This is a genomic window from Pantoea sp. NGS-ED-1003, from assembly GCF_000738765.1.
In the GTDB taxonomy this organism is placed as follows: Bacteria; Pseudomonadota; Gammaproteobacteria; order Enterobacterales; family Enterobacteriaceae; genus Pantoea; species Pantoea septica.
The window spans coordinates 162465-187312 of the sequence record NZ_JPQA01000005.1 but is presented as its reverse complement, the minus strand read 5'-3'; the positions used below and the strand labels follow the sequence as shown (position 1 = coordinate 187312).

Annotated in this window: 19 protein-coding genes; 16 read left to right on the top strand and 3 right to left on the bottom strand. The window is 60.4% G+C overall.

Annotated features, from left to right (window positions below; genetic code table 11):
- Window positions 1-2 precede the first annotated feature (2 nt).
- The 9 genes from rpsA (at window position 3) to JS46_RS11775 (ending at window position 10559) form a co-directional block, all read left to right on the top strand.
- Window positions 3-1676 carry a 30S ribosomal protein S1 gene (rpsA, locus tag JS46_RS11815; RefSeq protein WP_048784670.1) on the top strand — a complete coding sequence of 558 codons (1674 nt, stop codon included), beginning with the start codon at window positions 3-5 and terminating at the stop codon, window positions 1674-1676.
- Window positions 1677-1763: 87 nt separating this feature from the next.
- On the top strand, window positions 1764-2048 hold the full coding sequence (ihfB, locus tag JS46_RS11810) for an integration host factor subunit beta (protein ID WP_033751281.1): 285 nt from the start codon (window positions 1764-1766) through the stop codon (window positions 2046-2048).
- A gap of 205 nt (window positions 2049-2253) precedes the next feature.
- The gene (locus JS46_RS11805; protein WP_033751278.1) at window positions 2254-4506 is read left to right on the top strand and encodes a DNA internalization-related competence protein ComEC/Rec2; all 2253 of its coding nucleotides are present in this window, start codon (window positions 2254-2256) and stop codon (window positions 4504-4506) included.
- 34 nt (window positions 4507-4540) lie between these two features.
- Window positions 4541-6289 carry a lipid A ABC transporter ATP-binding protein/permease MsbA gene (gene msbA / locus JS46_RS11800; protein WP_033751275.1) on the top strand — a complete coding sequence of 583 codons (1749 nt, stop codon included), beginning with the start codon at window positions 4541-4543 and terminating at the stop codon, window positions 6287-6289.
- Window positions 6286-7287: a tetraacyldisaccharide 4'-kinase gene (gene lpxK / locus JS46_RS11795; RefSeq protein ID WP_033751272.1), complete on the top strand. Its 1002-nt coding sequence runs from the start codon at window positions 6286-6288 to the stop codon at window positions 7285-7287. Before msbA ends, lpxK begins: the two co-directional genes overlap by 4 nt.
- A gap of 24 nt (window positions 7288-7311) precedes the next feature.
- On the top strand, window positions 7312-8529 hold the full coding sequence (locus tag JS46_RS11790; RefSeq protein WP_033751269.1) for a winged helix-turn-helix domain-containing protein: 1218 nt from the start codon (window positions 7312-7314) through the stop codon (window positions 8527-8529).
- A 106-nt stretch (window positions 8530-8635) separates the two neighbouring features.
- Window positions 8636-8818, top strand: a complete 183-nt coding sequence (locus tag JS46_RS11785; RefSeq protein WP_033751266.1) for a Trm112 family protein — start codon at window positions 8636-8638, stop codon at window positions 8816-8818.
- Window positions 8815-9564: a 3-deoxy-manno-octulosonate cytidylyltransferase gene (gene kdsB / locus JS46_RS11780; protein WP_033751263.1), complete on the top strand. Its 750-nt coding sequence runs from the start codon at window positions 8815-8817 to the stop codon at window positions 9562-9564. The genes JS46_RS11785 and kdsB overlap by 4 nt, the downstream gene beginning before the upstream one ends.
- A 101-nt stretch (window positions 9565-9665) precedes the next feature.
- On the top strand, window positions 9666-10559 hold the full coding sequence (locus JS46_RS11775) for a fructosamine kinase family protein (protein ID WP_033751261.1): 894 nt from the start codon (window positions 9666-9668) through the stop codon (window positions 10557-10559).
- Here the strand turns inward: JS46_RS11775 and elyC are convergent.
- Window positions 10539-11324, bottom strand: coding sequence for an envelope biogenesis factor ElyC (elyC, locus tag JS46_RS11770; protein ID WP_033751260.1), 786 nt, complete (start codon window positions 11322-11324; stop codon window positions 10539-10541). The two genes, JS46_RS11775 and elyC, sit on opposite strands and share 21 nt — an antisense overlap.
- A gap of 125 nt (window positions 11325-11449) precedes the next feature.
- Between elyC and cmoM the strand changes: the two genes are divergently transcribed.
- The 7 genes from cmoM to JS46_RS11735 all read left to right on the top strand — a co-directional run bounded on the left by cmoM (window position 11450) and on the right by JS46_RS11735 (window position 22091).
- Window positions 11450-12235, top strand: coding sequence for a tRNA uridine 5-oxyacetic acid(34) methyltransferase CmoM (gene cmoM, locus JS46_RS11765; RefSeq protein WP_033751258.1), 786 nt, complete (start codon window positions 11450-11452; stop codon window positions 12233-12235).
- Window positions 12232-13554 (top strand): chromosome partition protein MukF, encoded by a 1323-nt coding sequence (gene mukF, locus JS46_RS11760; RefSeq protein WP_033751254.1) that lies wholly within the window; start codon window positions 12232-12234, stop codon window positions 13552-13554. The genes cmoM and mukF overlap by 4 nt, the downstream gene beginning before the upstream one ends.
- On the top strand, window positions 13535-14251 hold the full coding sequence (mukE, locus tag JS46_RS11755; RefSeq protein ID WP_033751251.1) for a chromosome partition protein MukE: 717 nt from the start codon (window positions 13535-13537) through the stop codon (window positions 14249-14251). The genes mukF and mukE overlap by 20 nt, the downstream gene beginning before the upstream one ends.
- Window positions 14248-18723 (top strand): chromosome partition protein MukB, encoded by a 4476-nt coding sequence (gene mukB / locus JS46_RS11750; RefSeq protein ID WP_033751248.1) that lies wholly within the window; start codon window positions 14248-14250, stop codon window positions 18721-18723. The genes mukE and mukB overlap by 4 nt, the downstream gene beginning before the upstream one ends.
- 153 nt (window positions 18724-18876) lie before the next feature.
- A complete protein-coding gene (gene ldtD, locus JS46_RS11745; RefSeq protein WP_033751245.1) occupies window positions 18877-20685 on the top strand; it encodes a L,D-transpeptidase in 1809 nt (602 codons plus the stop codon).
- Window positions 20686-20873: 188 nt separating this feature from the next.
- Window positions 20874-21422 carry a YcbK family protein gene (locus JS46_RS11740; protein WP_033751243.1) on the top strand — a complete coding sequence of 183 codons (549 nt, stop codon included), beginning with the start codon at window positions 20874-20876 and terminating at the stop codon, window positions 21420-21422.
- A 39-nt stretch (window positions 21423-21461) separates the two neighbouring features.
- Window positions 21462-22091, top strand: coding sequence for an MBL fold metallo-hydrolase (locus JS46_RS11735; RefSeq protein WP_033751241.1), 630 nt, complete (start codon window positions 21462-21464; stop codon window positions 22089-22091).
- Between the two features lie 75 nt (window positions 22092-22166).
- Here JS46_RS11735 and JS46_RS11730 read toward each other — a convergent pair whose 3' ends face one another.
- On the bottom strand, window positions 22167-23357 hold the full coding sequence (locus JS46_RS11730) for an amino acid aminotransferase (RefSeq protein WP_033751238.1): 1191 nt from the start codon (window positions 23355-23357) through the stop codon (window positions 22167-22169).
- A gap of 208 nt (window positions 23358-23565) precedes the next feature.
- Window positions 23566-24684 carry a porin OmpF gene (gene ompF, locus JS46_RS11725; RefSeq protein ID WP_033751235.1) on the bottom strand — a complete coding sequence of 373 codons (1119 nt, stop codon included), beginning with the start codon at window positions 24682-24684 and terminating at the stop codon, window positions 23566-23568.
- Window positions 24685-24848 lie beyond the last annotated feature (164 nt).

Below are 24848 nucleotides of genomic sequence, written 5' to 3'. Positions count from 1 at the left end.
ATATGACTGAATCTTTTGCTCAACTCTTTGAAGAGTCCCTGAAAGAAATCGAAACCCGCCCGGGTTCCATCGTTCGTGGCGTTGTTGTCTCTATCGACAAAGACGTCGTTCTGGTTGATGCGGGTCTGAAATCTGAGTCTGCCATTCCGGCAGAGCAGTTCAAGAACGCAGCCGGCGAACTGGAAATTCAGGTTGGTGACGAAGTTGACGTTGCCCTGGATGCAGTGGAAGACGGCTTCGGTGAAACCCTGCTGTCCCGTGAGAAAGCTAAACGTCATGAAGCCTGGATCACGCTGGAAAAAGCTTACGAAGACGCTGAAACTGTTACCGGTGTTATCAACGGCAAAGTTAAAGGTGGCTTCACAGTTGAGCTGAACGGTATTCGTGCGTTCCTGCCAGGCTCACTGGTTGACGTGCGTCCGGTACGCGACACGCTGCACCTGGAAGGCAAAGAGCTTGAATTCAAAGTAATCAAGCTTGATCAGAAGCGTAACAACGTCGTGGTTTCTCGCCGCGCGGTTATCGAATCTGAGAACAGCGCTGAGCGCGATCAGCTGCTGGAAAACCTGCAGGAAGGCATGGAAGTCAAAGGTATCGTTAAGAACCTCACTGACTACGGCGCATTCGTTGATCTGGGCGGCGTCGACGGCCTGCTGCACATCACCGACATGGCGTGGAAACGCGTTAAGCATCCGAGCGAAATCGTCAACGTGGGCGACGAAATCACTGTTAAAGTGCTGAAGTTCGACCGCGAGCGTACCCGTGTATCTCTGGGCCTGAAACAGCTGGGCGAAGATCCGTGGGTGGCTATCGCTAAGCGCTACCCGGAAGGCACTCGCCTGACCGGTCGTGTGACCAACCTGACTGATTACGGCTGCTTCGTAGAAATCGAAGAAGGCGTTGAAGGTCTGGTACACGTTTCTGAAATGGACTGGACCAACAAAAACATCCACCCGTCTAAAGTTGTTAACGTGGGCGACGTGGTTGAAGTTATGGTTCTGGACATCGACGAAGAGCGTCGTCGTATCTCCCTGGGCCTGAAGCAGTGCAAAGCCAACCCATGGCAGCAGTTTGCTGAGACCCATAACAAGGGCGATCGCGTTGAAGGTAAAATCAAGTCAATCACTGACTTCGGTATCTTCATCGGCCTGGACGGCGGCATCGACGGCCTGGTTCACCTGTCTGACATCTCCTGGAACGCGACTGGCGAAGAAGCCGTTCGTGAGTACAAAAAAGGCGACGAAATCGCTGCCGTTGTACTGCAGGTTGACGCAGAGCGTGAGCGCATCTCTCTGGGCGTGAAACAGCTGGCTGAAGATCCGTTCAACAACTACATCACCCTGAACAAGAAAGGCGCCATCGTTACTGGTAAAGTAACGGCAGTTGACGCTAAAGGTGCTACAGTTGAACTGGCAGACGGCGTTGAAGGTTACCTGCGCGCTTCTGAAGCTTCACGTGACCGCGTTGAAGACGCAACTCTGGTTCTGAATGTTGGCGACGATGTTGAAGCTAAATTCACCGGCGTTGATCGTAAAAACCGCGTTGTTAGCCTGTCTGTCCGTGCGAAAGACGAAGCTGACGAGAAAGATGCCATCGCGACTGTGAACAACAAGCAGGAAGAAAGCAATTTCTCCAATGCTATGGCTGAAGCGTTCAAAGCAGCTAAAGGCGAGTAATCGACCTGAAGCAACCGGGCAGGGAAATCTGCCCGGTTACGGTAGCAAGCTGTCATACCTTTCCCACAAGGATTAACCGGAGGTTACATGACCAAGTCAGAACTGATTGAAAGACTTGCTGGCCAGCAGACTCATATTCCGGCGAAAGTCGTTGAGGATGCTGTAAAAGAGATGCTGGAGCACATGGCCACTACGCTGGCCCAGGGCGAACGCATTGAAATCCGGGGATTCGGCAGCTTTTCTTTGCATTACCGCGCACCGCGTACGGGTCGTAACCCGAAAACGGGCGACAAAGTGGAACTGGAAGGTAAATACGTTCCCCACTTTAAGCCGGGCAAAGAGCTGCGAGACCGTGCAAACATTTACGGTTAAGCCGTAACCGAACGCAGAAACGACATCTCAGGATGTCGTTTTTTTTTGCCCGCCGTTTCTCTGCGAGCCTGGCTGACACTCTCTGCAATAGCACTAAAATCTTCCTCCTTTTTTGCGAGGCCGCGCTGAAGCGCGCCAGCCTGCGCCTGACCGCGCGCCGCATTATCTGCATACTCTCCGCGTGTTAAACCGGGACGAGAGCAAGATGACAGCGACGCTAATTGCCAGAATCGCTATTCTCGCCGCGCTGCCGCTGCTGTTTCTTCACCGGCTTCCATCAGCAGCAGGCATCGCGGCAGTCGCCTGTGCCGGCATACTGCTGCTGTGGACGCAGTCGGCCTGGCTACGCATTGTGGCGATAGCGCTGCTGCTATGCGGCTGGATGCTGGGAGCTGCGCGCTCAGCCGTCACCGCAATAGAAACCGCCAGCGCCGCGCCCGCCACCTACAGCGTGCGCATCGATGAGGTACAGCAAGACAGGCGGCAAATTAAGGTGCAGCTGCTAAAGCGAGAAGGGCGCTATCTGTTTCCGCCGCGTTTCGCCTGGCTGTCGTTCGGAGAGAGCGAGCAGGTCTGGTGCCATGGGCAGCGCTGGTCGATGCAGCTCAGCCTGCGGCCTGTGCATGCCCGGCTCAATGAGGGGGAGTTCGACGCGCAGCGTTTCGCGCTGGCGAATCATATGGGATTGCGAGGCCGCATTCAGCAGCAAAGGCCTGAATCCCTGACCTGCAGCTGGCGCTGGCAACGCATCCTGCGCGATCTGCCGACGATAAATGCGCTGGAGCAGCGCGCCGTTGTCGAGGCGCTCGCGTTCGGCGAGCGGGCGGAAATGAGCGACGCCCTGCGTCAGCTACTGCGGGAAACCGGCACGGCGCATCTGATGGCGATTTCAGGCATGCATATCGCGCTGGCCGCCAGCAGCGGCTGGCTTATGGCGCGCGCGGTCCAGCTGGCGCTGCCGGTGCGCCTAATCGGCTATCTGTTCCCGCTGCTGACGAGCTGGCTGCTGGCGGCGCTCTATACCTGGCTCTCCGGCAGCCATGCGCCCGCCCAGCGTGCGCTGATCGCCCTGACGCTGTGGCTTATCTTTCGTATCAAAGGCGTGCAGCTCAGCGGCTGGCAGGTCTGGAGCCTGTGTGTCGGCGGGCTGCTGCTGTTCGATCCCCTTAACGTGCTCTCGGAGAGTTTCTGGCTCTCGGCGCTGGCGGTTGCCTTTTTGCTGACCTGGTACCACTGGTTTCCTTTACCGGCGCGCTGTCGACGCGGCTGGCGCTGGCTGCCGGTCCAACTGCTGCACCTGCAGCTCGGCATGATGCTGCTGATGGCGCCGCTGCAGGTGATGCTGTTTGAAGGCATCAGTCTCTCGGCGCTGGCGGCGAATATGCTGGCGATACCGGTCATCTCTTTTGTCAGCGTGCCGCTTATCCTGCTGGCGATGCTGATGCCGGTCAGCCCGATCTGCGCCGCGCTGTGGCGGCTGGCGGACCTCTCCGTCGTCTGGCTGATGGCTGCGCTCAAGGCGTTGCCCGCGGGGTGGTGGGCGTTCTATGACGCCGGGACGCTGGCGCTGCTGCTGTGGGGCGGGCTGATTGTCTGGCGCTGCGCGCTGTTTTACGCGGCGCCGGTCAGCTGCGCAGCCGTCATTATGGCGCTGCTGGTCTGGCGCTGGCCACACGACGAGCCGGGCTGGCATATCGATATGCTGGACGTCGGGCAGGGACTAAGCGTGGTTATCCGTCAGGGAAGAGAGGCGATGCTCTATGATACCGGACCCGCCTGGGAAAACGGCGACGCCGGCACGCGCCACGTTATTCCCTGGCTGGCGCGCAAACGGCTGCGCCTCCAGACAGTGGTGCTCAGCCACCGCCATCTCGATCACAGCGGCGGGCTCAACGCGATAACACAGCGCTGGCCCGAGGTGCCGATACGTAGCGCCACGCTCGATGCCGCTCATCTGCCCTGCGTACGCGGCGTACGCTGGCGCTGGGGAGTCTTGAATATCGAAGCGCTGTGGCCGCCCGCGCGCTCGGCGGTCAGCAACAATAACGACTCCTGCGTGCTTAGCGTAGATGACGGCGTTACGCGTCTGCTGCTGATGGGCGATCTGGAGGCACCGGCGGAGCGGCAGCTGGTGGCGCTGGAAAAAAGCGGTCTTAGAGCTGATATCATCCAGGTTCCGCACCATGGCAGCCGCACTTCCTCAACGCCGCTACTGCTGCGCAACGTAGGCGGACGTATCGCTATCGCCTCGATGGCGCGCTACAACGCCTGGCGTATGCCGGTCAACAGCGTGCTGGAAAACTACCGCCGCGCGGGCTTCGCCTGGTACGACACCGCTCAGTCGGGCCAGATAACCCTTACCGTCGCCGGGCGTAAAACCGCGGTTTCTGGCCTGAGAGAGCAAATTTTGTCCCGTTGGTACCATCAGTGGTTTGGCGTCAAACGGGAATCCAGGTAGAATGAGCGGCTATTTCAAACAGCGTGAATAAATAATGCATCAAGATAAAGATCTCTCAACGTGGCAGACATTTCGTCGACTCTGGCCGATGATCGCGCCCCATAAAGCGGGTTTATGCGTGGCCGCTGTGGCCCTGATAATTAACGCCGCGGGCGACACGCTCATGCTCTCCCTGTTGAAGCCTTTACTGGATGATGGGTTTGGTAAAGCGGATAAGTCGGTGTTGATCTGGATGCCGTTGGCCGTTATCGGGCTGATGCTGATCCGCGGCGTCACCAGCTATATTTCCAGCTACTGCATCTCCTGGGTTTCCGGCAACGTCGTGATGAATATGCGCCGTCGCCTCTTCAGCCATATGATGGGCATGCCGGTCTCGTTCTTCGACCAGCAGTCAACAGGCACGCTGCTGTCGCGCATTACCTACGACTCCGAGCAGGTCGCCTCTTCCTCATCCAGCGCACTGGTTACCGTAGTGCGCGAGGGCGCATCGATTATCGGCCTGTTTATCATGATGTTCTACTACAGCTGGCAGCTGTCGCTCATCCTGATTGTTCTGGCTCCCGTGGTCTCTCTGGCAATTCGCTCGGTCTCCAAGCGCTTTCGCAGCATCAGCAAAACCATGCAGAACACCATGGGGCAGGTCACCACCAGCGCCGAGCAGATGCTGAAAGGGCACAAAGAAGTGCTGATTTTCGGCGGTCAGGACGTGGAGTCGGAGCGTTTCGCCCGCGTCAGCAACCGCATGCGTCAGCAGGGCATGAAGCTGGTATCGGCCTCATCCATCTCCGATCCGGTGATCCAGCTGATCGCCTCGCTGGCGCTGGCGTTTGTGCTTTATGCCGCCAGCTTTCCCAGCGTGATGGATACGCTGACCGCAGGCACCATCACCGTGGTCTTCTCGTCGATGATCGCGCTGATGCGTCCGCTAAAATCCCTGACTAACGTCAACGCGCAGTTCCAGCGCGGTATGGCGGCGTGCCAGACGCTTTTCTCTATCCTCGACAGCGAGCAGGAAGTCGATACCGGCACGCGCGAAATTGAGCGCGCCAAAGGCGACGTTGAGTTCCGCAATGTCACCTTTACCTATCCTGGCCGCGATACGCCAGCGCTGCGCGACATCAACCTGGCGCTGCCGGAAGGCAAAACCGTGGCGCTGGTAGGGCGCTCCGGCTCAGGCAAGTCGACGCTGGCTAGCCTGCTAACGCGCTTTTACGACATTCAGCAGGGCGAAATCCTGCTGGACGGTCATGATCTGCGCGAATACACGCTGCGTTCGCTGCGCAATCAGGTCGCGCTGGTCTCGCAGAATGTTCATTTGTTTAACGACACCATCGCCAACAATATCGCCTATGCGCGCAGCGAGCAGTATAGCCGCGCCGAGATCGAGCGCGCCGCGACCATGGCGCACGCCATGGACTTCATCAACAAGATGGATAACGGGCTGGATACGGTGATCGGCGAAAATGGCGTGCTGCTCTCCGGCGGCCAGCGCCAGCGTATCGCCATTGCGCGCGCGCTGCTGCGCGACTGCCCGATTTTGATCCTGGATGAAGCGACCTCTGCGCTTGATACCGAGTCGGAACGCGCAATCCAGTCGGCGCTGGACGAGCTGCAGAAAAACCGCACCTCGCTGGTTATCGCTCACCGCCTGTCGACCATCGAGAAAGCCGATGAAATCGTGGTGGTAGAGGATGGCCGTATCGTCGAGCGCGGCACCCATGCCGATCTGCTGGCTCAGCGGGGCGCCTACGCTCAGCTGCATAAGATGCAGTTTGGGCAATGATCGAGCGTATCTGGAGTGGACGCTCGCCGCTGTGGCTGCTGCTGTGGCCGCTTAGCCTGATTTACGGCGCGGTCTCCTCTCTGATTCGTCTTAGCTATCAGCGCGGCTGGCGCAAAAGCTGGCGCGCGCCGGTTCCGGTGGTGGTGGTCGGCAATCTCACCGCCGGCGGCAACGGTAAAACGCCGGTCGCGATCTGGCTGGTGCAGGCGTTACAGCGCCGCGGCCTTCACGTCGGCGTGGTTTCGCGCGGCTACGGCGGCAAAGCGGAGCGCTATCCGCTGCTGGTCGACGCCGATACGCCGACGGAGCAGGCGGGCGACGAACCTGTGCTGATCGCCCAGCGCACCGGCGCGCCGGTCGCGGTGGCGCCGAAGCGCCGCGCCGCGGTTGAAGCGCTGCTCGCCAGTCACCCCCTCGATCTCATCATTACCGATGATGGCCTACAGCACTACGCGCTGCGGCGCGATCGCGAAATTGTGGTGGTCGACGGCGTCCGCCGCTTCGGCAACGGGTGGTGGCTGCCGGCCGGACCGATGCGCGAACGCGCTTCGCGTCTGCGGCAGGTGGACGCGGTAATTGTTAACGGCGGCCACGCGGAGGCGAGTGAAATCGCGATGGCGCTGCGGCCTGGTGATGCGGTCAACCTGCATACGCAGCAGCGCGCGCCGCTTTCCGCGCTGGAAAATGTGGTGGCGATGGCCGGCATAGGGCATCCGCCGCGCTTTTTCGCTACCCTTAACCAGCATGGCGTCACGCCGGTCGCCGAGATCGCCTTCGCCGATCATCACGCCTACAGTCAGGAGGAATTGACCGGTTTAGTGGTCAAGGGCCAAACCCTGCTGATGACCGAAAAAGATGCGGTTAAGTGCCGTCGCTTCGCCCAGCCCAACTGGTGGTATCTGCCGGTCGAAGCTGAGCTGAGCGGCAGCGCCGTCGCGCCGCTGCTGGACGATATTGAACGTCTGGCGCGGCAGCGCACAGGCAGCGCCGCAGACTAACCTCTCGCCGAATGCAGGAAGGGAATGAACACAACGCTTTCGCTTTCGCTTCAACAGGCACGAAATCTTCATCTGGCGGCGCAGGGTCTGCTGCGCGCGCCGTCGAAACGCGCGCGCTATGCGGATCTGCTCGCGGCGGTGCGGCGCATGTCGCTGCTGCAAATCGATACCATCCACGTCGTCGCGCGCAGCCCTTATCTGGTGCTGTTCAGCCGCCTCGGCAGCTACCCGCCGCGCTGGCTGGAAGAGGCGCTGGCGCAGGGCGAGCTGTTTGAATACTGGGCGCACGAAGCCTGCTTTATTCCCCGCGAAGATTACCGGCTGCTGCGCCACCGCATGCTCGAACCCGAGCGCCTTGGCTGGAAATATAACGCCCAGTGGATGCAGGATCATCAGCAGGAGATCGCCGACCTGCTGCGGCATATTGCCGATAAGGGGCCGGTTCGCGCCGCCGACTTCGCCAGCGGCGCCGATCACAAACCCGGCTGGTGGGCCTGGAAGCCGCACAAGCGGCATCTGGAAAATCTTTTCAGCGCGGGCGAGCTGATGGTCAGCGAGCGACGCAATTTTCAGCGGGTCTATGATCTACGATCGCGCGTGCTGCCGGAGTGGCAGGATGCGCTGCACGCCCTCAGCGAAGTGGACGCGCAGTGGGAAATGCTGCGCAACAGCGCGCGCAGCCTCGGTATTTTTCGCGCCGCCTGGCTGCCGGATTACTACCGTCTTAAACGCGTAGCGCTGAAGCCTTATCTGGAAAAAGCGCAGCAGGCGGGCGAGATTATGCCGGTCGAGGTGGCCGGACTTGGCGAGATGTGGCTGCATCGCGATCTGCTGCCGCTGCTCGACGCGCCCCTTAACGCCACGCACAGCGCCATTCTGTCGCCGTTTGATCCGCTGGTCTGGGATCGGCGGCGCGCGCTGGAGCTGTTCCAGTTCGACTATCGTATCGAATGCTATACGCCAGAGGCGAAGCGCAAATATGGCTATTTCGTCCTGCCGGTGCTGCATCGCGGCGCGATCAAGGCCAGGCTGGACGCCCGCATGCAGCGGCAGGCGCGGCAGCTGGTGATCAAGAATTTTTGGCTGGAGTCGGACGCGCGCGTCACCGCTGCATTCGTCAGGGATGTTCGCCAGGCGATTGAACGCTTTGCGGCCTGGCAGGATGCGGAGAGCGTGCTGTTCGAACAGATGCCCGCCGCGCTGCGGCCGCACTGGCCTGGCGTCTGGACGCTCGATTCCTGAGCTTTGCGGTCTGCGCCGCAGTTTCGCGGCCGCTTTCCGCGCACGCTGAAACACTGCGCTATGGTATCCTTAGCGCCTTATGCAATCGGTCCGCAATGGAGGACATATGGATCACCGCTTACTCGAAATTGTTGCCTGCCCGGTGTGCAACGGCAAGCTTTACTACAACAACGCCCAGCAGGAGCTGATCTGCAAACCTGACGCGCTCGCCTTTCCGGTACGCGACGGCATTCCGGTGCTGCTGGAAAACGAAGCGCGCACGCTCGCCGTGGAAGAGATCCATCCATGAGTTTCACGGCGATTATTCCCGCGCGCTACGCCTCGACGCGCCTGCCCGGCAAACCGCTGGTCGATATCGCCGGAAAGCCGATGATCGTTCATGTGATGGAGCGCGCGCGCGCCTCTGGCGCCAGCCGCGTGATTGTCGCCACCGATCATCCGGATGTGAAAACGGCGGTTGAAGCGGCGGGCGGCGAAGTCTGCATGACGCGCGCCGACCATCAGTCTGGCACGGAGCGGCTGGCTGAGGTGATCGAAACCTGCGGGTTCGCCGACGATGAGATCATCGTCAACGTGCAGGGCGACGAACCGCTGATCCCGCCGGAAATCGTCCGCCAGGTGGCGGCGAATCTGGCAGGCGCGCAGGCGGGCATGGCGACGCTGGCGGTGCCGATTCATGACGCGGAAGAGGCGTTTAACCCTAACGCAGTGAAGGTGGTAATGGACGCGCAGGGCTACGCGCTCTATTTCTCTCGCGCCACTATTCCCTGGGATCGCGAGCGTTACGCCGCGTCCCGCGAGGAGATCGGCGATACGCTGCTGCGCCATATCGGCATCTACGCCTATCGTGCCGGCTTTATTCGTCGCTACGTCTCCTGGGCGCCTTGTCCGCTGGAGCGGATCGAACTGCTGGAGCAGCTTCGCGTGCTCTGGTACGGCGAAAAAATCCATGTCGCCGTCGCGGAAACCGTGCCGGGCACAGGCGTGGATACGCCGGAAGATCTGGCGCGCGTGCGCGCCGCGCTGCAGGGCTGACGGCGTCGGGGAATCATCCCCGACGCTTTTATTGATCTATTTCTGCTTTTTCGCCCGCTGAGGCCTCCAGGATGGTGTGATGTTTTCCTTGAGGAGGATGCATGGAAAGTCTCAAATCTGAACTCTCGCTGGTGCTGGGCGAGACGGTCGGCCGGCTCGAAACCATCAGCGAACAGCCGCCGACGCGGCTCTATGCGCTCTACGATCGCCAGGACAAACCGATGCCGCTGGTGGCGAAATATTTCCGCCATCAGGGACGCGCCGCGCTGGAGGCGAAAAAGCTGGCGCTGCTCGGCCATGAAGGACTGATCGCCGTGCCGGCGGTCTATGGTCTGGTGCTGAGCCAGCAGCCGCCGGCGCATGAAATGCTGCTGATGGCGCGCCTGAACGGCGTCTCTGCCGAGGCACCGACCCGCGACGCCGCGCGCTGGCAGCAGCTGTGCGAAGAGGTGGTGGAAGGGCTGCTCGCCTGGCATCGCATCAGCGGGCATGGCCTGGTCGGCACCGTCGACAGCACCCAGCAAAACAGCTGGCCCGCCTGGTTCCATCAGCGCGTGGAAGTGCTCTGGTCCACGCTCAGCTACCTGCAGCCGCCCGCGTTCACCCCTGCCGACCGCCAGGTGCTGTTTCGCAGCCGCGAGCAGCTGGCGCATCTCTTTCGCGACTTCGACGATCCCTGCGTGATGCTGCATGGCAATCTGCGCCTGACCAGCATCGTCAAAAACGCGCGCAGCGATCAGCTGCTGGCGATGACCCAGCCCGGCGCCATTTTATGGGGGCCGCGCGAATATGAGCTGATGCAGCTGGGCGAAAGTCCGGCGGAGCAGGCGCTGATGGCGCGCTATCTACAGTGTGCGCCGGTCTCCGAAGGTTTCCTCTGGCGGCGCTGGCTTTATCAGCTGTGGGACTGCATCGACGGGCTGGTGCAGTATGGCGAATTCGACCGCGCGCGCTTCGATTACGCCCATGCGCAGCTACTGCCCTGGCTCGGCTGAGGGCGCGTCGCCGCCTTTTAGCCACTGCCACGCCTGTCCCAGCGTCTCATAGACGACCCGGTCGCTGTGGCTCAGCCAGAGCGGCGAAGGGAGCGCGCGCTCCCACCAGTTGAGCGGCGAAGCGATCGCCAGCTGATTGGCGGGCGCGGCAAGCGGCGTTAAGCCGGCGGCGTGAAAGAAATTCAGGGCGCGCGCCATATGATTGGCGGAGGTAACCAGCAGGAAGGAATGCTGGCCGACGACGCCGCGCACCGCACGCGCCTCCTGTTCGGTATCTTTCGGCCGATCCAGCACCTGAATACGATCAGGCGGCACGCCCAGGCTTAGCGCGACCGAGGCGGCGACCTGCGCGTTGCTGACAGGATTCTGTCCGGCGGCGGCGCCGGTGAAGATCATCGTCGCCTGCGGGTTGCGTCGCCACTGGCGCACGCCTTCGGCGACGCGCGGCAGACTGTTGCCAATCAGGTTCGAACTCGGCGCCCAGTCGGGGTTAAAGGTATAGCCGCCGCCCAGCACCACGATAAAGTCGACCTTCTCGCTGCCGTTCCAGGTAGGGTAGCGCGACTCCAGCGGCAGCAGCAGGCGATCGGCGACCGGCTGCAGGCTCAACAGCAGCAGCAGCGCCCAGCTCAGCGAGACTAAAATTTTGCCGCTTTTGTGCCAGCGGCTAAACCAAAGCAGTAAAATACCCGCTGCCATCATCAGCAGCAGCAGCGGTAAAGGCATCAACAGACCGCCCACCAGTTTTTTCAGTCCAAAAAACATCAAAAAAACTCCTTGTTGTCCGAAAAAACAGCAGCTGGAAAGGAAGAAGGGGATGAAAGGTTCATTCTTCATGAGCCTGTGACAAAATAGCACAAGTCTGAGCGCAGCATACCGGAGCCCACGCCATGCAGGATCGTAACTTCGACGATCTCGCGGAAAAATTTTCGCAAAATATTTACGGCACCACCAAGGGGATCGTGCGTCAGGCGATCCTCTGGGACGAGCTTGAGGCGATTCTGCCGACGCTCGGCGCGGCGCCGCTGCGCGTGCTGGATGCCGGCGGCGGGCTGGGGCAAATCTCCAGCGGGCTGGCGCAGCGCGGCCACCAGATCCTGCTGTGCGATCTCTCGGCGGAGATGCTGCGCCGGGCGCAGCAGCATGCCGAGGCGCAGCAGGTGAGCCACAACATGCAATTCAGACAAATCGCCGTGCAGCAGGTGGGCGAGCATTTGGATACGCCGGTGGATCTGGTATTGTTTCACGCTGTGCTTGAGTGGGTCGCTGAGCCTGAAAAAGCGCTACAGGCGCTGTTTGACGCGCTGCGGCCCGGCGGCGTGATGTCGCTGATGTTTTTTAACCGCCACAGCCTGGTGTTTCGCAACCTGACGCTGGGGAACTTCGGCTATCTGCGCGTCAATATGGCGAAGCAGAAGAAGCGCTCCCTGTCGCCGGACTACCCGCGCGACCCGGAAGATGTCTACCGCTGGCTCGCCGCGTGCGGCTTCGAGATCGAGCAGCGCACGGGCGTGCGCGTCTTCAGCGACTATATGAAAGCCCCGCCGGCGGACGGCGGAGGCGACGCGAGCATTCTTGAGATGGAGCGACGCTACTGTCGCCAGGAACCCTTTTTAAGCCTGGGACGCTACATCCACGTGACCGCGCGTAAACCAGGGCAGAAGGACGAACTATGAGTGAATTTTCCCAGACGGTACCCGAGCTGGTCAGCTGGGCGCGCAAGAATGACTTTTCCCTTGCGCTGCCGGTCGATCGTCTGGCTTTTCTGCTGGCCATCGCCACCCTGAACGGCGAGCGAATGGATGGCGAAATGAGTGAGGGCGAGCTGATCGACGCTTTTCAGCACGTCAGCAAAGCTTTTGAGCAAACCCATGAAACCGTGGTGGTGCGCGCCAACAACGCCATCAACGATATGGTGCGCCAGCGCCTGATCAACCGCTTTACCAGCGAGATGACGGAAGGACACGCCATTTATCGTCTGACGCCGCTGGCGATCGGCATTACTGACTACTACATCCGCCAGCGTGAATTCTCGACGCTGCGCCTGTCGATGCAGCTGTCGATCGTGGCGGGCGAGCTGAAGCGCGCCGCCGATGCGGCGGAAGAGGATGGCGACGAGTTCCACTGGCATCGCAACGTCTTCGCGCCGCTGAAATATTCCGTGGCGGAGATCTTCGACAGCATCGACATGACGCAGCGCCTGATGGATGAACAGCAGCAGGCGGTCAAGAACGATATCGCCGATCTGCTGAACAAAGACTGGCGCGCGGCGATCTCCAGCTGCGAAATGCTGCTGTCGGAAACCTCCGGCACGCTGCGCGAGCTGCAGGATACGCTGGAGGCGGCGGGCGACAAGCTGCAGGCCAACCTGCTGCGCATCCAGGACGCCACGCTCAGCAGCCCCGATCTCGGCTTTGTCGATAAGCTGGTGTTCGATCTGCAAAACAAGCTGGACCGCATTATCAGCTGGGGCCAGCAGGCGATCGACCTGTGGATCGGCTACGACCGCCACGTCCACAAATTCATTCGAACCGCCATCGATATGGACAAGAACCGCGTCTTTGCGCAGCGCTTGCGCCAGTCGGTGCAAAATTACTTCGACCAGCCGTGGGTGCTGACCTACGCCAGCGCCGATCGCCTGTTCGATATGCGCGACGAGGATTTGACGCTGCGCAACGACGAGGTGATGGGCGAACTGCCCGCCGAGCTGGAATATGAAGAGTTCAACGAAATCCGCGAACAGCTGGCGGCGATGATCGAAGAAGCGCTGCTGAGCTACAAATCTGAACAGAAACCGCTCAATCTCGCCACGGTGATGCGCGACTATCTTGCCCAGTATCCGCGCGCGCGCCACTTTGATCTGGCGCGTATCGTCGTCGATCAGGCGGTGCGCCTCGGCGTGGCGGAAGCCGATTTAGCCGGTCTGCCCGCGCAGTGGCAGGCCATTAATGATTACGGAGCCAAGGTGCAGGCACATGTCATCGACAAATATTGAACAAGTGATGCCGCTTAAGCTGGCGCAGGCACTGGCGAACCCGATTTTCCCCGCGCTCGACAGCCAGCTGCGCGCCGGTCGCCATATCGGCATCGAAGAGCTGGACCAGCACGCTTTTCTTATGGACTACCAGAGCTTCCTGGAAGAGTTTTACGCCCGCTACAACGTCGAGTTAATTCGCGCGCCAGAGGGCTTTTTCTATCTGCGTCCGCGCTCCACCACGCTGATCCCGCGCTCGGTGCTCTCTGAGCTGGATATGATGGTCGGCAAGCTGCTCTGCTATCTCTATCTCAGCCCGGAGCGTCTGGCGAACGAAGGCATCTTCACCCAGCAGGAGCTGTATGACGAGCTGCTGGCGCTGGCCGACGAGAACAAGCTGCTCAAGCTGGTGAACCAGCGCTCCACCGGCTCCGATCTCGATCGCGCCAGGCTGCAGGAGAAAATGCGCGCCTCGCTGAGCCGACTGCGTCGACTCGGCATGGTGTGGTTTATGGGCAACGACAGCAGCAAATTCCGCATTACCGAATCGGTGTTCCGCTTCGGCGCCGACGTGCGCAGCGGCGACGATCCGCGCGAGGCGCAGCTGCGCCTGATCCGCGACGGCGAAGCCATGGCGCTCGACAGCGTGAGCGCGACCAGCGAGCAGGATGATATTGACAGCGACGCGAGTGATAGCGCGGAGGAAGAACAGGCATGATTGAACGCGGAAAATTTCGTTCGCTTACCCTGATCAACTGGAACGGCTTTTTTGCCCGCACTTTTGATCTCGACGAACTGGTCACCACCTTGTCGGGCGGCAACGGCGCAGGCAAATCCACCACCATGGCTGCCTTCGTGACGGCGCTGATCCCGGATCTGACGCTGCTGCACTTCCGCAACACCACCGAGGCGGGCGCCACCAGCGGCTCGCGCGATAAAGGCCTGCACGGCAAGCTGCGCGCCGGCGTCTGCTACGCGGTGCTCGACGTTATCAACTCGCGTCACCAGCGCGTTATCGCCGGCGTGCGTCTGCAGCAGGTAGCCGGCCGCGATAAAAAGGTCGATATCAAGCCGTTCAGCATTCACGGGCTGCCGATGGATAGCCAGCCGACCGACATGCTGACCGAGATTATGAACAGCCGCCAGGCGCGCGTGCTGCCGCTGAGCGAGGTTAAAGATCGCGTCGAAGCGCAGGAAGAGGTGCAGTTCCGCCAGTTCAACTCGGTCACCGACTACCACGCGATGATGTTTGAGCACGGCATCGTGCCGCGCCGCCTGCGCTCCGCCGGCGATCGCAGCAAATTCTACCGTTTGATCGAAGCGTCGCTCTACGGCGGCATCTCCAGCGCCATTACCCGCTCGCTGCGCGACTATCTGCTGCCGGAAAACGGCGGCGTGCGCAAAGCCTTTCAGGATATGGAGGCGGCGCTGCGCGAAAACCGCATGACGCTGGAGGCGATCCGCGTCACGCAGTCCGATCGCGACCTGTTTAAGCATCTGATCTCCGAAGCCACCAGCTACGTCTCGGCGGACTATATGCGTCACGCCAACGAGCGACGCATTCATCTCGACGGCGCGCTGCAGCTGCGTCGCGATCTCCTCTCCAGCCGCAAACAGCTGGCCACGGAGCAGTATCGCCATATCGAGATGGCGCGCGAACTCGCCGAGCACGGCGGCGCAGAGAACGATCTGGAAGCGGACTATCAGGCCGCCAGCGATCACCTCAACCTGGTGCAGACCGCAATGCGCCAGCAGGAAAAAATCGAGCGCTACGAAGCTGACCTCGACGAGCTGACGCATCGTCTGGAAGAGCAGAACGAAGTGGTGGCGGAAGCGCGCGAAGCGCAGGAAGAGAACGAGGCGCGCGCCGAGGCAGCAGAGCTGGAGGTCGACGAACTGAAAAACCAGCTGGCCGATTTCCAGCAGGCGCTCGACGTTCAACAGACGCGAGCGATTCAGTATCAGCAGGCGCTGCAGGCGCTGGAGCGTGCAAAGACGCTGTGTCAGCTGCCCGATCTCACCATCGACAACGCCGCCGAGTGGCAGGCGCGTTTCCAGGCGACCGAAGAGGAAGCGACGGATACGCTGCTGCGTCTGGAACAGAAGCTGAGCGTAGCGGAAGCGGCGCACAGCCAGTTCGAGCAGGCGCTGGCGCTGGTAACCAGCATCGCCGGCGATGTGCCGCGTCAGGAGGCCTGGCAAACCGGCCGCGAGCTGCTGCGCGACGCCGCCAATCAGCGTCACTACGCCGAGCAGCTCTCCTCGCTGCGCCTGCGCCTGAATGAGATGGAGCAGCGTCTGCGCGAGCAGCATGAGGCGGAGCGCCTGCTGGCGGAGTTCTGCAAACGGCAGGGCGCGCACTATGACGCCGACGCGCTGGAAGGGCTGCATAGCGAGCTGGAAGGGCAGATCGAACAGCTCAACGCCAGCGTCTCCGACGCCGGCGAACGCCGCATGGTGATGCGCCAGGAGCTGGAGTCGCTGCGCGAGCGCATCGCCGCGCTCACCGCACGCGCGCCGCACTGGCTGGCGGCGCAGGAGATCCTGACGCAGCTCAGCGAGCAGACCGGCGAGGCGCTGGAAAACAGCCAGCAGATCACCGAATACATGCAGCAGCTGCTGGAGCGCGAGCGCGAAACCACGGTGGAGCGCGACGAGATCGCCGCGCGTAAACGCAGCGTCGAACGTAAAATTGAACGCCTCAGCCAGCCTGGCGGCGCGGAAGATGCGCGCCTGACGCAGCTGGCGGAACGCTTCGGCGGCGTGCTGCTCTCTGAAATTTACGACGACGTCACGCTGGAGGACGCGCCTTACTTCTCGGCGCTCTACGGCCCGTCGCGCCACGCTATCGTGGTGCCGGATCTGTCGCTGGTGCGCGAGCAGCTCGACGGTCTGGAAGAGTGCCCGGAAGATCTCTACCTGATTGAGGGCGATCCGCAGTCGTTCGACGACAGCGTCTTCGCCGTGGAAGAGCTGCAGAACGCGGTGGTGGTGAAGGTGGCTGAGCGTCAGTGGCGCTATTCCCGCTTTCCAAAAGTGCCGCTGTTCGGCCGCGCCGCGCGCGAGAATCAGCTGGAGCAGCTGCACATCGAGCGCGATCGGCTGGCGGAACGCTATGCCACGCTTTCGTTCGACGTGCAGAAAACGCAGCGTCTGCATCAGTCGTTCAGCCGCTTTATCGGCACGCATCTGGCGGTCGCCTTCGAGGAAGATCCTGAAGCGCAGCTCCGCCAGTACAACGCCCGTCGTAGCGAGCTGGAGCGCGCGCTGGCGCAGCACGAAAGCGACAACCAGCAGCAGCGTCAGCAGTACGAGCTGGCGAAAGAGGGCGTGGCGCAGCTAAACCGCCTGCTGCCGCGCGTCAATCTGCTGCTGGACGACACGCTGGCCGATCGCTGCGACGAAATTCGCGAGCAGGTCGAAGAGGCGCAGGAGGCGGCGCGTTTCCTGCATCAGCACGGCGCGAAGCTGACGAAGCTCGAGTCGCTGATCGGCGTGTTGCAGAGCGATCCGGAGCAGCATGAACAGCTGCAGGCCGACTACCAGCAGGCGCAGCAGCAGCAGCGCGTCGCGCGTCAGCAGGCGTTCGCCCTGACGGAAGTGGTGCAGCGCCGCGCCCACTTTAGCTATGGCGACTCCGCCGGCATGCTGAACGGCAACAACGATCTCAGCGATAAGCTGCGTCGCCAGCTGGAGCAGGCGGAAGGCGAGCGCAGCCGCGCGCGCGAACGCCTGCGCGAGCAGCGGGCGCAGATGGCGCAGTACAGCCAGGTGCTGGCCTCCCTGAAGAGTTCGCACGACACCAAGCGCGACATGCTGAAAGAGCTGCTGCAGGAGATGCAGGATATCGGCGTGCATGCCGACGCCAGCGCGGAAGAGCGCGCGCGCATTCGCCGCGACGAGCTTTACGCCGCGCTGAGCCACAACCGCGCCCGTCGCAATCAGCTGGAAAAGCAGCTCACCTTCTGCGAAGCGGAAATGGAGAACCTGCAGAAACGGCTGCGCGTGCTGGAGCGCGACTACCACCGCATTCGTGAGCAGGTGGTGAGCGCCAAAGCGGGCTGGTGCAGCGTGCTGCGGCTGGTAAAAGAGAACGGCGTCGAACGACGACTGCACCGTCGCGAGCTGGCCTACCTGAGCGGCGACGAGCTGCGTTCGATGTCGGATAAGGCGCTGGGCGCGCTGCGTCTGGCGGTAGCGGATAACGAGCATCTGCGCGACGTGCTGCGCCTGTCGGAAGATCCGAAGCGTCCAGAGCGCAAGATCCAGTTCTTTATCGCCGTCTATCAGCATCTGCGCGAGCGTATCCGTCAGGATATCATCCGCACCGACGATCCGGTCGAGGCGATCGAGCAGATGGAGATCGAACTGAACCGTCTGACCGAAGAGCTGACGGCGCGCGAGCAGACGCTGGCGATCAGTTCGCGCAGCGTATCGAATATTATTCGCAAAACCATTCAGCGCGAGCAGAACCGTATCCGTCAGCTCAACCAGGGACTGCAGATGGTGAGCTTCGGCCAGGTGCGTAGCGTGCGGCTTAACGTAAACGTACGCGAAGCCCACGCCACGCTGCTTGATACGCTGTCGGAAGAGCATGAGCAGCATCAGGATCTCTTCAACAGCAGCCGTCTGACCTTCTCCGAAGCGCTGGCGAAGCTCTATCAGCGCCTCAATCCGCACATCGATATGGGGCAGCGCACGCCGCAGACTATCGGCGAAGAGCTGCTGGACTACCGCAACTACCTGGAGATGGAAGTAGAGGTCAACCGCGGCTCCGACGGCTGGCTGCGCGCCGAGAGCGGGGCGCTGTCGACCGGCGAGGCGATCGGCACCGGGATGTCGATCCTGGTGATGGTGGTGCAGAGCTGGGAAGAGGAGTCGCGCCGCCTGCGCGGCAAGGACATTTCTCCCTGCCGCTTGCTGTTCCTCGACGAAGCGGCGCGTCTGGATGCGCGCTCTATCGCCACGCTGTTTGAACTTTGCGAGCGTCTGGAGATGCAGCTGGTGATCGCGGCGCCGGAAAACATCAGCCCGGAAAAAGGCACTACTTATAAGCTGGTCCGTAAAGTGTTCAATAATACTGAACATGTGCACGTAGTTGGTCTGCGCGGCTTCTCTGCCGATGCGCCGACGACGCGCCGCGACAGCGAGGAGTCAGCCGGGGTGGAAGCGGAAAACTCGCAGGTTTAAACTGGTTAATAATTACCGCATTGGGTAATCTGTAGACGGCATTTGTCTCCTGAGGCAAATGCCGTTTTTTATTTGTATACTCAGGAGACGAGTAGCAGCCCAGTTGCAGCGTATCCAGGAAACGCTGCGTGGTAAACAAATGAGGGGGCAGGGATGTTGCTGACCAATAAAACCAACAATTATCTGTTTTCACTGCTGGCGCTTGCGCTGGCCTTGACGCCGTTGCATCTGACGCATGCGGCGGTTATTGCAGCGTTACCCGGTACTACGCACGCGACCATTTCAGTCAGCGATAGTCAGCAGCGCCTGCGTCAGGCGTTCGCCGGTAAAGAGCCGCCGTTCTATTTAGCCTCACTGGCGACCCTTTATGCGGCGCACAATATGCAGCCGATGTGGCAGGATCGCGCGGCGGTGCAGCAGTTCCAGCAGCAGCTGGCGGAAGTCGCCATGTCAGGCGTGCAGCCTCAGTTCACGCGCTGGGTCGATCGTCTGACCGATCCCGGCATCAACGGTTTCGCGCGCGACGTAGTGCTTAGCGACGCGATGCTGGGCTATCTGCAGTTTGTCTCCAGCGTGCCGACGCAGGGCGAAAGCTGGCTCTACAGCAACGTGCCCTACAAGCTGGCGCAGCCGCCGGTATCGGTAGTGAACCAGTGGCAAAACGCAGTGCTGGCGGGCGGCTCCGCCGCGTTCGTCGCCTCGCTGGTGCCGCAGCACCCGCAATATGCGCCGATGCATGCCGCGCTGAAGCAGATGCTTACCGACTCGCGTCCCTGGCCGCAGCTGAAAAACCGCGAAACGCTGCGTCCGGGTCAGGTGAGCGACGACGTTCCGGCACTGCGCGAAATATTACAGCGCACCGGCATGCTCTCCGCGCAGCCTGTCGCGCCGGGCCCTGCGGACGATGCGGTGCCTACCGCGCCGGTTCCGGTAAGCCAGAGCGGTCAGCCCGCGGCGGTAAGTCCTTCAGCGGCCAGCGTCGGCGATCTCGCCGCGCAGACGCCGCAGCAGACGGGCAACGTGCAGAATGGCACCGCTGACGCGGTTAGCGACAACGTCTATGACGCCGCGCTGGTGGAGGGCGTTAAGCGCTTCCAGCAGTGGCAGGGATTAGGCGGAGACGGCGCGGTCGGTCCGCGCACCCGCGAATGGCTCAACGTGACGCCGCAGATGCGCGCCGCGCTGCTGGCGCTGAATATTCAGCGTTTGCGCCTGCTGCCGGACGATATGCACAACGGCATCATGGTCAACATTCCCAATTTTTCGCTGACCTACTACAACAACGGCAACAAGATCCTCTCGTCGCGCGTGATTGTCGGCCGTCCGGATCGTAAAACGCCGCTAATGCGCAGCGCGCTAAATAATGTGGTGCTTAATCCGCCGTGGAACGTGCCGACGACGCTGGTGCGTCAGGACATCATTCCTAAGGTGAAGCAGGATCCGAATTATCTCTACAAGCACGGCTATACGCTGCTCTCCGGCTGGAGCGCGGACGCGGAGGTGATCGATCCCAGCATGATTGACTGGAGCATGGTCTCCGCTTCGTCGTTCCCCTATCGGCTGCGTCAGGCACCGGGCAACACCAACTCGCTGGGCCGCTATAAGTTCAACATGCCGAGCTCGGACGCCATCTACCTGCATGATACGCCCAATCACGCCCTGTTCCAGCGCGATATCCGCGCGCTTAGCTCAGGCTGCGTGCGCGTCAATAAAGCGTCAGAGCTGGCGGGACTGCTGCTGCAGGATGCCGGCTGGAATGATTCGCGCATTTCCGACCAGTTAAAACAGGGCGATACGCGCTACGTGCCGATTCGACACCGCATCCCGGTGAATCTGTACTATCTGACCGCCTGGGTCGCCGATGACGGCAAGCCGCAGTTCCGCACAGATATTTACAATTATGATAACCCTGCCCGTTCCGGCAGTCAGGCGCTGGCGCGCGCTGGACAGCTGCTGCTCTAATCCTTGATTTTCCAACCCTGTTCCTTATCGCCGCCGCTGCGATAAGGATTCCAGAATGGCGATCCCGTCCGGGATCGCCGCACAAACCTCTTTAAGGCGGGTTGACGTGACCCTAATGGCCGGTTATGGTGCGGCCTTGTGCGGTTTTTGCACATTTCGATGGCTTCAATCTCAGGTAACCGTTTTTCATGTCCAGTTTTAACTTAACACGTCGCAAATTGCTTCTTGGCGGAACGGCTGCGGCCGGCATGGCGCTGCTGCCTAACGCAGCCATGGCCTCGCTTTCAACGTCACGTCCTCGGGTGCTGACGCTGAGCAATCTTCACACCGGTGAAACCCTTAAAACTGAGTTTTTTAACGGGAAAAGTTACGATAAGAGCGAGCTGGCTCGTCTGAACCACTTTTTTCGCGACTATCGCGCCAATCTGACGAAAAGCATCGATCCCCATCTCTTCGATCAGATCTATCGCCTGCAGGCACTGCTCGAGACCCGTAAGCCGATTCAGCTGATCTCCGGCTATCGCTCGCTGGCGACCAACAATATGCTGCGCGAAAGCGGTCCGGGCGTGGCGAAGCATAGCTACCACACCAAAGGTCAGGCGATGGATTTTCATATCGAAGGCATCGCGCTGAATAACATTCGCAAAGCGGCCTTAACAATGCGCGCCGGTGGTGTAGGATATTATCCTCGCAGCAACTTCGTTCATATTGATACCGGGCCGGTACGGCACTGGTAACGACGCCGGCAACGCTGCGTGCGCCGGTCATGGAGCGTTATGAACTACCACATTATTCCTGTTACCGCCTTTGCGCAGAACTGTTCGGTTATCTGGTGTGAGGCGACGCGCGACGCCGCCCTGGTCGATCCGGGCGGTGATGCGGCGACCATTATCGCCACGCTCCAGCAGCTCAATCTTACCCCGCGCCAGATTTTACTGACGCACGGCCATCTCGATCACGTTGGCGCGGCGGCGGAACTGGCGGCGCACTATCAGGCGCCGATTGTCGGTCCGCACCGGCTGGACGCTTTCTGGCTGGAAGCGCTGCCGACGCAGAGCCGCATGTTTGGTCTGGCGGAGTGCGCGCCCTTTACGCCGGATCGCTGGCTGGAGGAGGGCGACAACGTGCAGGTCGGCGACGTCGAGCTGACAATCCTGCATACGCCAGGCCACACGCCGGGTCATATCGTCTTTTTCGATCGTGCAGGCCGTTTGCTGATTTCCGGCGATGTGATTTTCCACGGCGGCGTAGGGCGAACCGACTTCCCGCAGGGCAGCCATCAGGATTTGATCGCTTCGATTAAAGAGAAGCTGCTGCCGCTGGGCGACGATATCACCTTCGTGCCCGGCCACGGCGGTATCTCGACGCTGGGACGTGAACGTATCAGCAATCCTTTTCTGCAATAAAAAATGGGCCGTAGCGGCCCATTCTCTCTCCTGACGCGCGCCAACCGCGTGCGTCTCAGCGGGAAGCGTGCTGATTTACAGCACCGCGACAATCGCCTCGCACAGCGCTGACATGTTATCCGGCGTCATGCCCGCGACGTTAACCCGACCCGAATTCACCGCATAGACGGCAAACTCGTCACGCAGGCGGATCACCTGATCTTTGGTCAGGCCGCTAAAAGAGAACATGCCGTTCTGCTGAATAATAAAGCTGAAGTCGCGCGTGGCACCTTTCTCCGCCAGGGTATTCACGAACAGCTGACGCATGCGCTGAATACGCTGGCGCATATCGGTCAACTCCTGCTCCCAGATGGTGCGCAGCGCCTGATTGCTCAGGATAGTCGCTACCACCGCTGCACCGTGTGCTGGCGGGTTGGAGTAGTTGGCGCGAATGGTGTACTTCACCTGGCTGAAGGCGGTGTCTGCGGTAGCCGCATCGGCCGCGACCAGGGTAATGGCGCCGACGCGCTCATTGTATAAGCCGAAGTTCTTGGAGTATGAGCTGGCGACAATCAGCTCCTGATGCGAGGCGGCGAAAACACGCAGTCCTTCCGCATCTTCATTCAGGCCGCGCGCAAAGCCCTGATAGGCGAAGTCGAACAGCGGCAGCCATCCTTTAGCCTGAGAGAGCTGCGCAAGCTGGCTCCACTGTTCCGCCGTCGGATCGATGCCGGTCGGGTTATGGCAGCAGCCGTGGAACAGCACCACGTCGCCTGCTTTGGCTTCCTGCAGCGCGGCCAGCATGCCGTCGAAGTCGAGCTGATGGTTTTCCGCATCATACCAGGCGTATTCGCACACCTCGAGGCCCGCCGCGTTAAAGACGTTTTTATGGTTCGGCCAGCTAGGGTTGCTTACCCAGACGCGCTTAACGGTCGTCTGCGTGGCGAGAAAATCTGCGGCGACGCGCAGCGCGCCGGTGCCGCCAGGGGTCTGCGCGGTGCGCGCGCGGCCAGCGGCGATCAGCGGATTCTCTGCGCCAAACAGCAGCTCCTGGGTGCAGCGCGCAAAATCGGCCAGGCCATCAATGCTGAGGTAGTTTTTGGTGGTTTCGTTTTCCAGCAGATACTGTTCGGCTTTTTTTACGCTGGTGAGCACTGGCGTATTGCCGGTTTCGTCTTTATAAACGCCGATGCCAAGGTTGATTTTGTGCGGGCGGTCGTCAGCGCGAAACAGATCGGCCAGCCCAAGAATAGGATCGGCGGGTGCCGCAGAGATAGATTCAAACATGAGTCGTGTCCAGTAGCGTGAACTTTAACGAAATGAGCCTTCAGGTTAACGTCAGCGCTGCGCATTGCCAACCGTTTACGCAAAAAATCGTCGCCGGGCGTCGGAGAGTACGCAGGCGCAGGACAAAGATAAGAAGGGCGCCGCTGTACGGTGAATGGCAGGCATAAAAAAACGGAGCCTAAGCTCCGTTTTTTCTGCGACAGGTAACTTAGAACTGGTAAACCAGGCCTACACCAACCACGTCGTCTGTATTCAGACCCAGGGGGTTGTTGTCGTCCAGCTGGTTGATTTTGTAATCAACGTAGGTAGACATGTTTTTGTTGAAGTAGTAAGTCGCGCCGATGTCGAAATATTTGTACAGGTCAGCATCACCGATACCTTCGATATCTTTACCTTTCTGCTGTACGTAGGCAATAGATGGACGCAGACCGAAGTCAAACTGATACTGAGCTACTAATTCAATAGTCTGGCTTTTATTTACGTAAGCAGTGCCATCGGTAACGGTATTGTTAGCGCCAGGTACACTGACGCCGAAGAATGAAGAGTTACGACCTTCACCATACATTGCTGCCAGGTAAACGTTGTTCGCATCATACTTCAGCGCAGTTGCCCAGTTCTCAGCACGTTTGCCCTGGCCGTATACGTTACCGTTGACGTCAGTAGTACCCGCTGCCTGAGCATTAGTACGGTCGCTGCTGCTATATGCACCAACGATGCCTACGCCGATTGGTGAGGTATAGGACGTTGATACGCCCCAGCCGTCGCCGTTAGCACGACGAACGTCGCTACGGTCGTTTTTACCCTGATACTGAACTGCGAAGTCCCAGCCATCTACCAGGCCGAAGAAGTTCTTGTTGCGGTAGGTCAGCAGGCCGGTGCTACGACCGTTCATGAAGTTGTCTGAGCTGCCCCAGTCGCCACCGAATACTGGCAGCATATCGGTCCAGCCGATTGCATCGTAAACCAGACCGTAGTTACGGCCGTAGTCGATTGAGCCAGCATCGCCGAATTTCAGACCGGCAAAGCCCAGACGAGTTTTGTTGCCGTCTTGTGCGTCTGAACCTTCAGAGTTGTTTGCCTGAACGTTGTATTCCCACTGACCGTAACCGGTCAGCTGGTCATTAATCTGGGTTTCACCTTTGAAACCAAAGCGAACATAAGACTCATCACCGTCATCACCATCGCTGTCAGAAAACTGGTGACGCGCATCTACTTTGCCGTACAGGTCCAGCTTGTTGCCGTCTTTATTATAAATTTCTGCTGCGTTTGCTGCGCCGGCAGCTAACAGAGCAGGGATAACCACTGCAAGAATGTTGCGCTTCATCATTATTTATTACCCTCATTGGAGTTTATTCGGACACCTGCCACTGCCGTCAAGAAACCGTTACGGAACCCTGAGAGAAGTTTGGTGTCTTCCTGTGTCTGCACGCATCTTTCCATCCCGAAGCAGGATATGCCACACTGAAAATGCTACTAAACTCGTAATCTGGT

Coding starts and splice junctions, on each gene's coding strand:
- rpsA (WP_048784670.1), top strand. CDS start 3: ATGACTGAATCTTTTGCTCAACTCTTTGAAGAGTCCCTGAAAGAAATC.
- ihfB (WP_033751281.1), top strand. CDS start 1,764: ATGACCAAGTCAGAACTGATTGAAAGACTTGCTGGCCAGCAGACTCAT.
- JS46_RS11805 (WP_033751278.1), top strand. CDS start 2,254: ATGACAGCGACGCTAATTGCCAGAATCGCTATTCTCGCCGCGCTGCCG.
- msbA (WP_033751275.1), top strand. CDS start 4,541: ATGCATCAAGATAAAGATCTCTCAACGTGGCAGACATTTCGTCGACTC.
- lpxK (WP_033751272.1), top strand. CDS start 6,286: ATGATCGAGCGTATCTGGAGTGGACGCTCGCCGCTGTGGCTGCTGCTG.
- JS46_RS11790 (WP_033751269.1), top strand. CDS start 7,312: ATGAACACAACGCTTTCGCTTTCGCTTCAACAGGCACGAAATCTTCAT.
- JS46_RS11785 (WP_033751266.1), top strand. CDS start 8,636: ATGGATCACCGCTTACTCGAAATTGTTGCCTGCCCGGTGTGCAACGGC.
- kdsB (WP_033751263.1), top strand. CDS start 8,815: ATGAGTTTCACGGCGATTATTCCCGCGCGCTACGCCTCGACGCGCCTG.
- JS46_RS11775 (WP_033751261.1), top strand. CDS start 9,666: ATGGAAAGTCTCAAATCTGAACTCTCGCTGGTGCTGGGCGAGACGGTC.
- elyC (WP_033751260.1), bottom strand. CDS start 11,324: ATGTTTTTTGGACTGAAAAAACTGGTGGGCGGTCTGTTGATGCCTTTA.
- cmoM (WP_033751258.1), top strand. CDS start 11,450: ATGCAGGATCGTAACTTCGACGATCTCGCGGAAAAATTTTCGCAAAAT.
- mukF (WP_033751254.1), top strand. CDS start 12,232: ATGAGTGAATTTTCCCAGACGGTACCCGAGCTGGTCAGCTGGGCGCGC.
- mukE (WP_033751251.1), top strand. CDS start 13,535: ATGTCATCGACAAATATTGAACAAGTGATGCCGCTTAAGCTGGCGCAG.
- mukB (WP_033751248.1), top strand. CDS start 14,248: ATGATTGAACGCGGAAAATTTCGTTCGCTTACCCTGATCAACTGGAAC.
- ldtD (WP_033751245.1), top strand. CDS start 18,877: ATGTTGCTGACCAATAAAACCAACAATTATCTGTTTTCACTGCTGGCG.
- JS46_RS11740 (WP_033751243.1), top strand. CDS start 20,874: ATGTCCAGTTTTAACTTAACACGTCGCAAATTGCTTCTTGGCGGAACG.
- JS46_RS11735 (WP_033751241.1), top strand. CDS start 21,462: ATGAACTACCACATTATTCCTGTTACCGCCTTTGCGCAGAACTGTTCG.
- JS46_RS11730 (WP_033751238.1), bottom strand. CDS start 23,357: ATGTTTGAATCTATCTCTGCGGCACCCGCCGATCCTATTCTTGGGCTG.
- ompF (WP_033751235.1), bottom strand. CDS start 24,684: ATGATGAAGCGCAACATTCTTGCAGTGGTTATCCCTGCTCTGTTAGCT.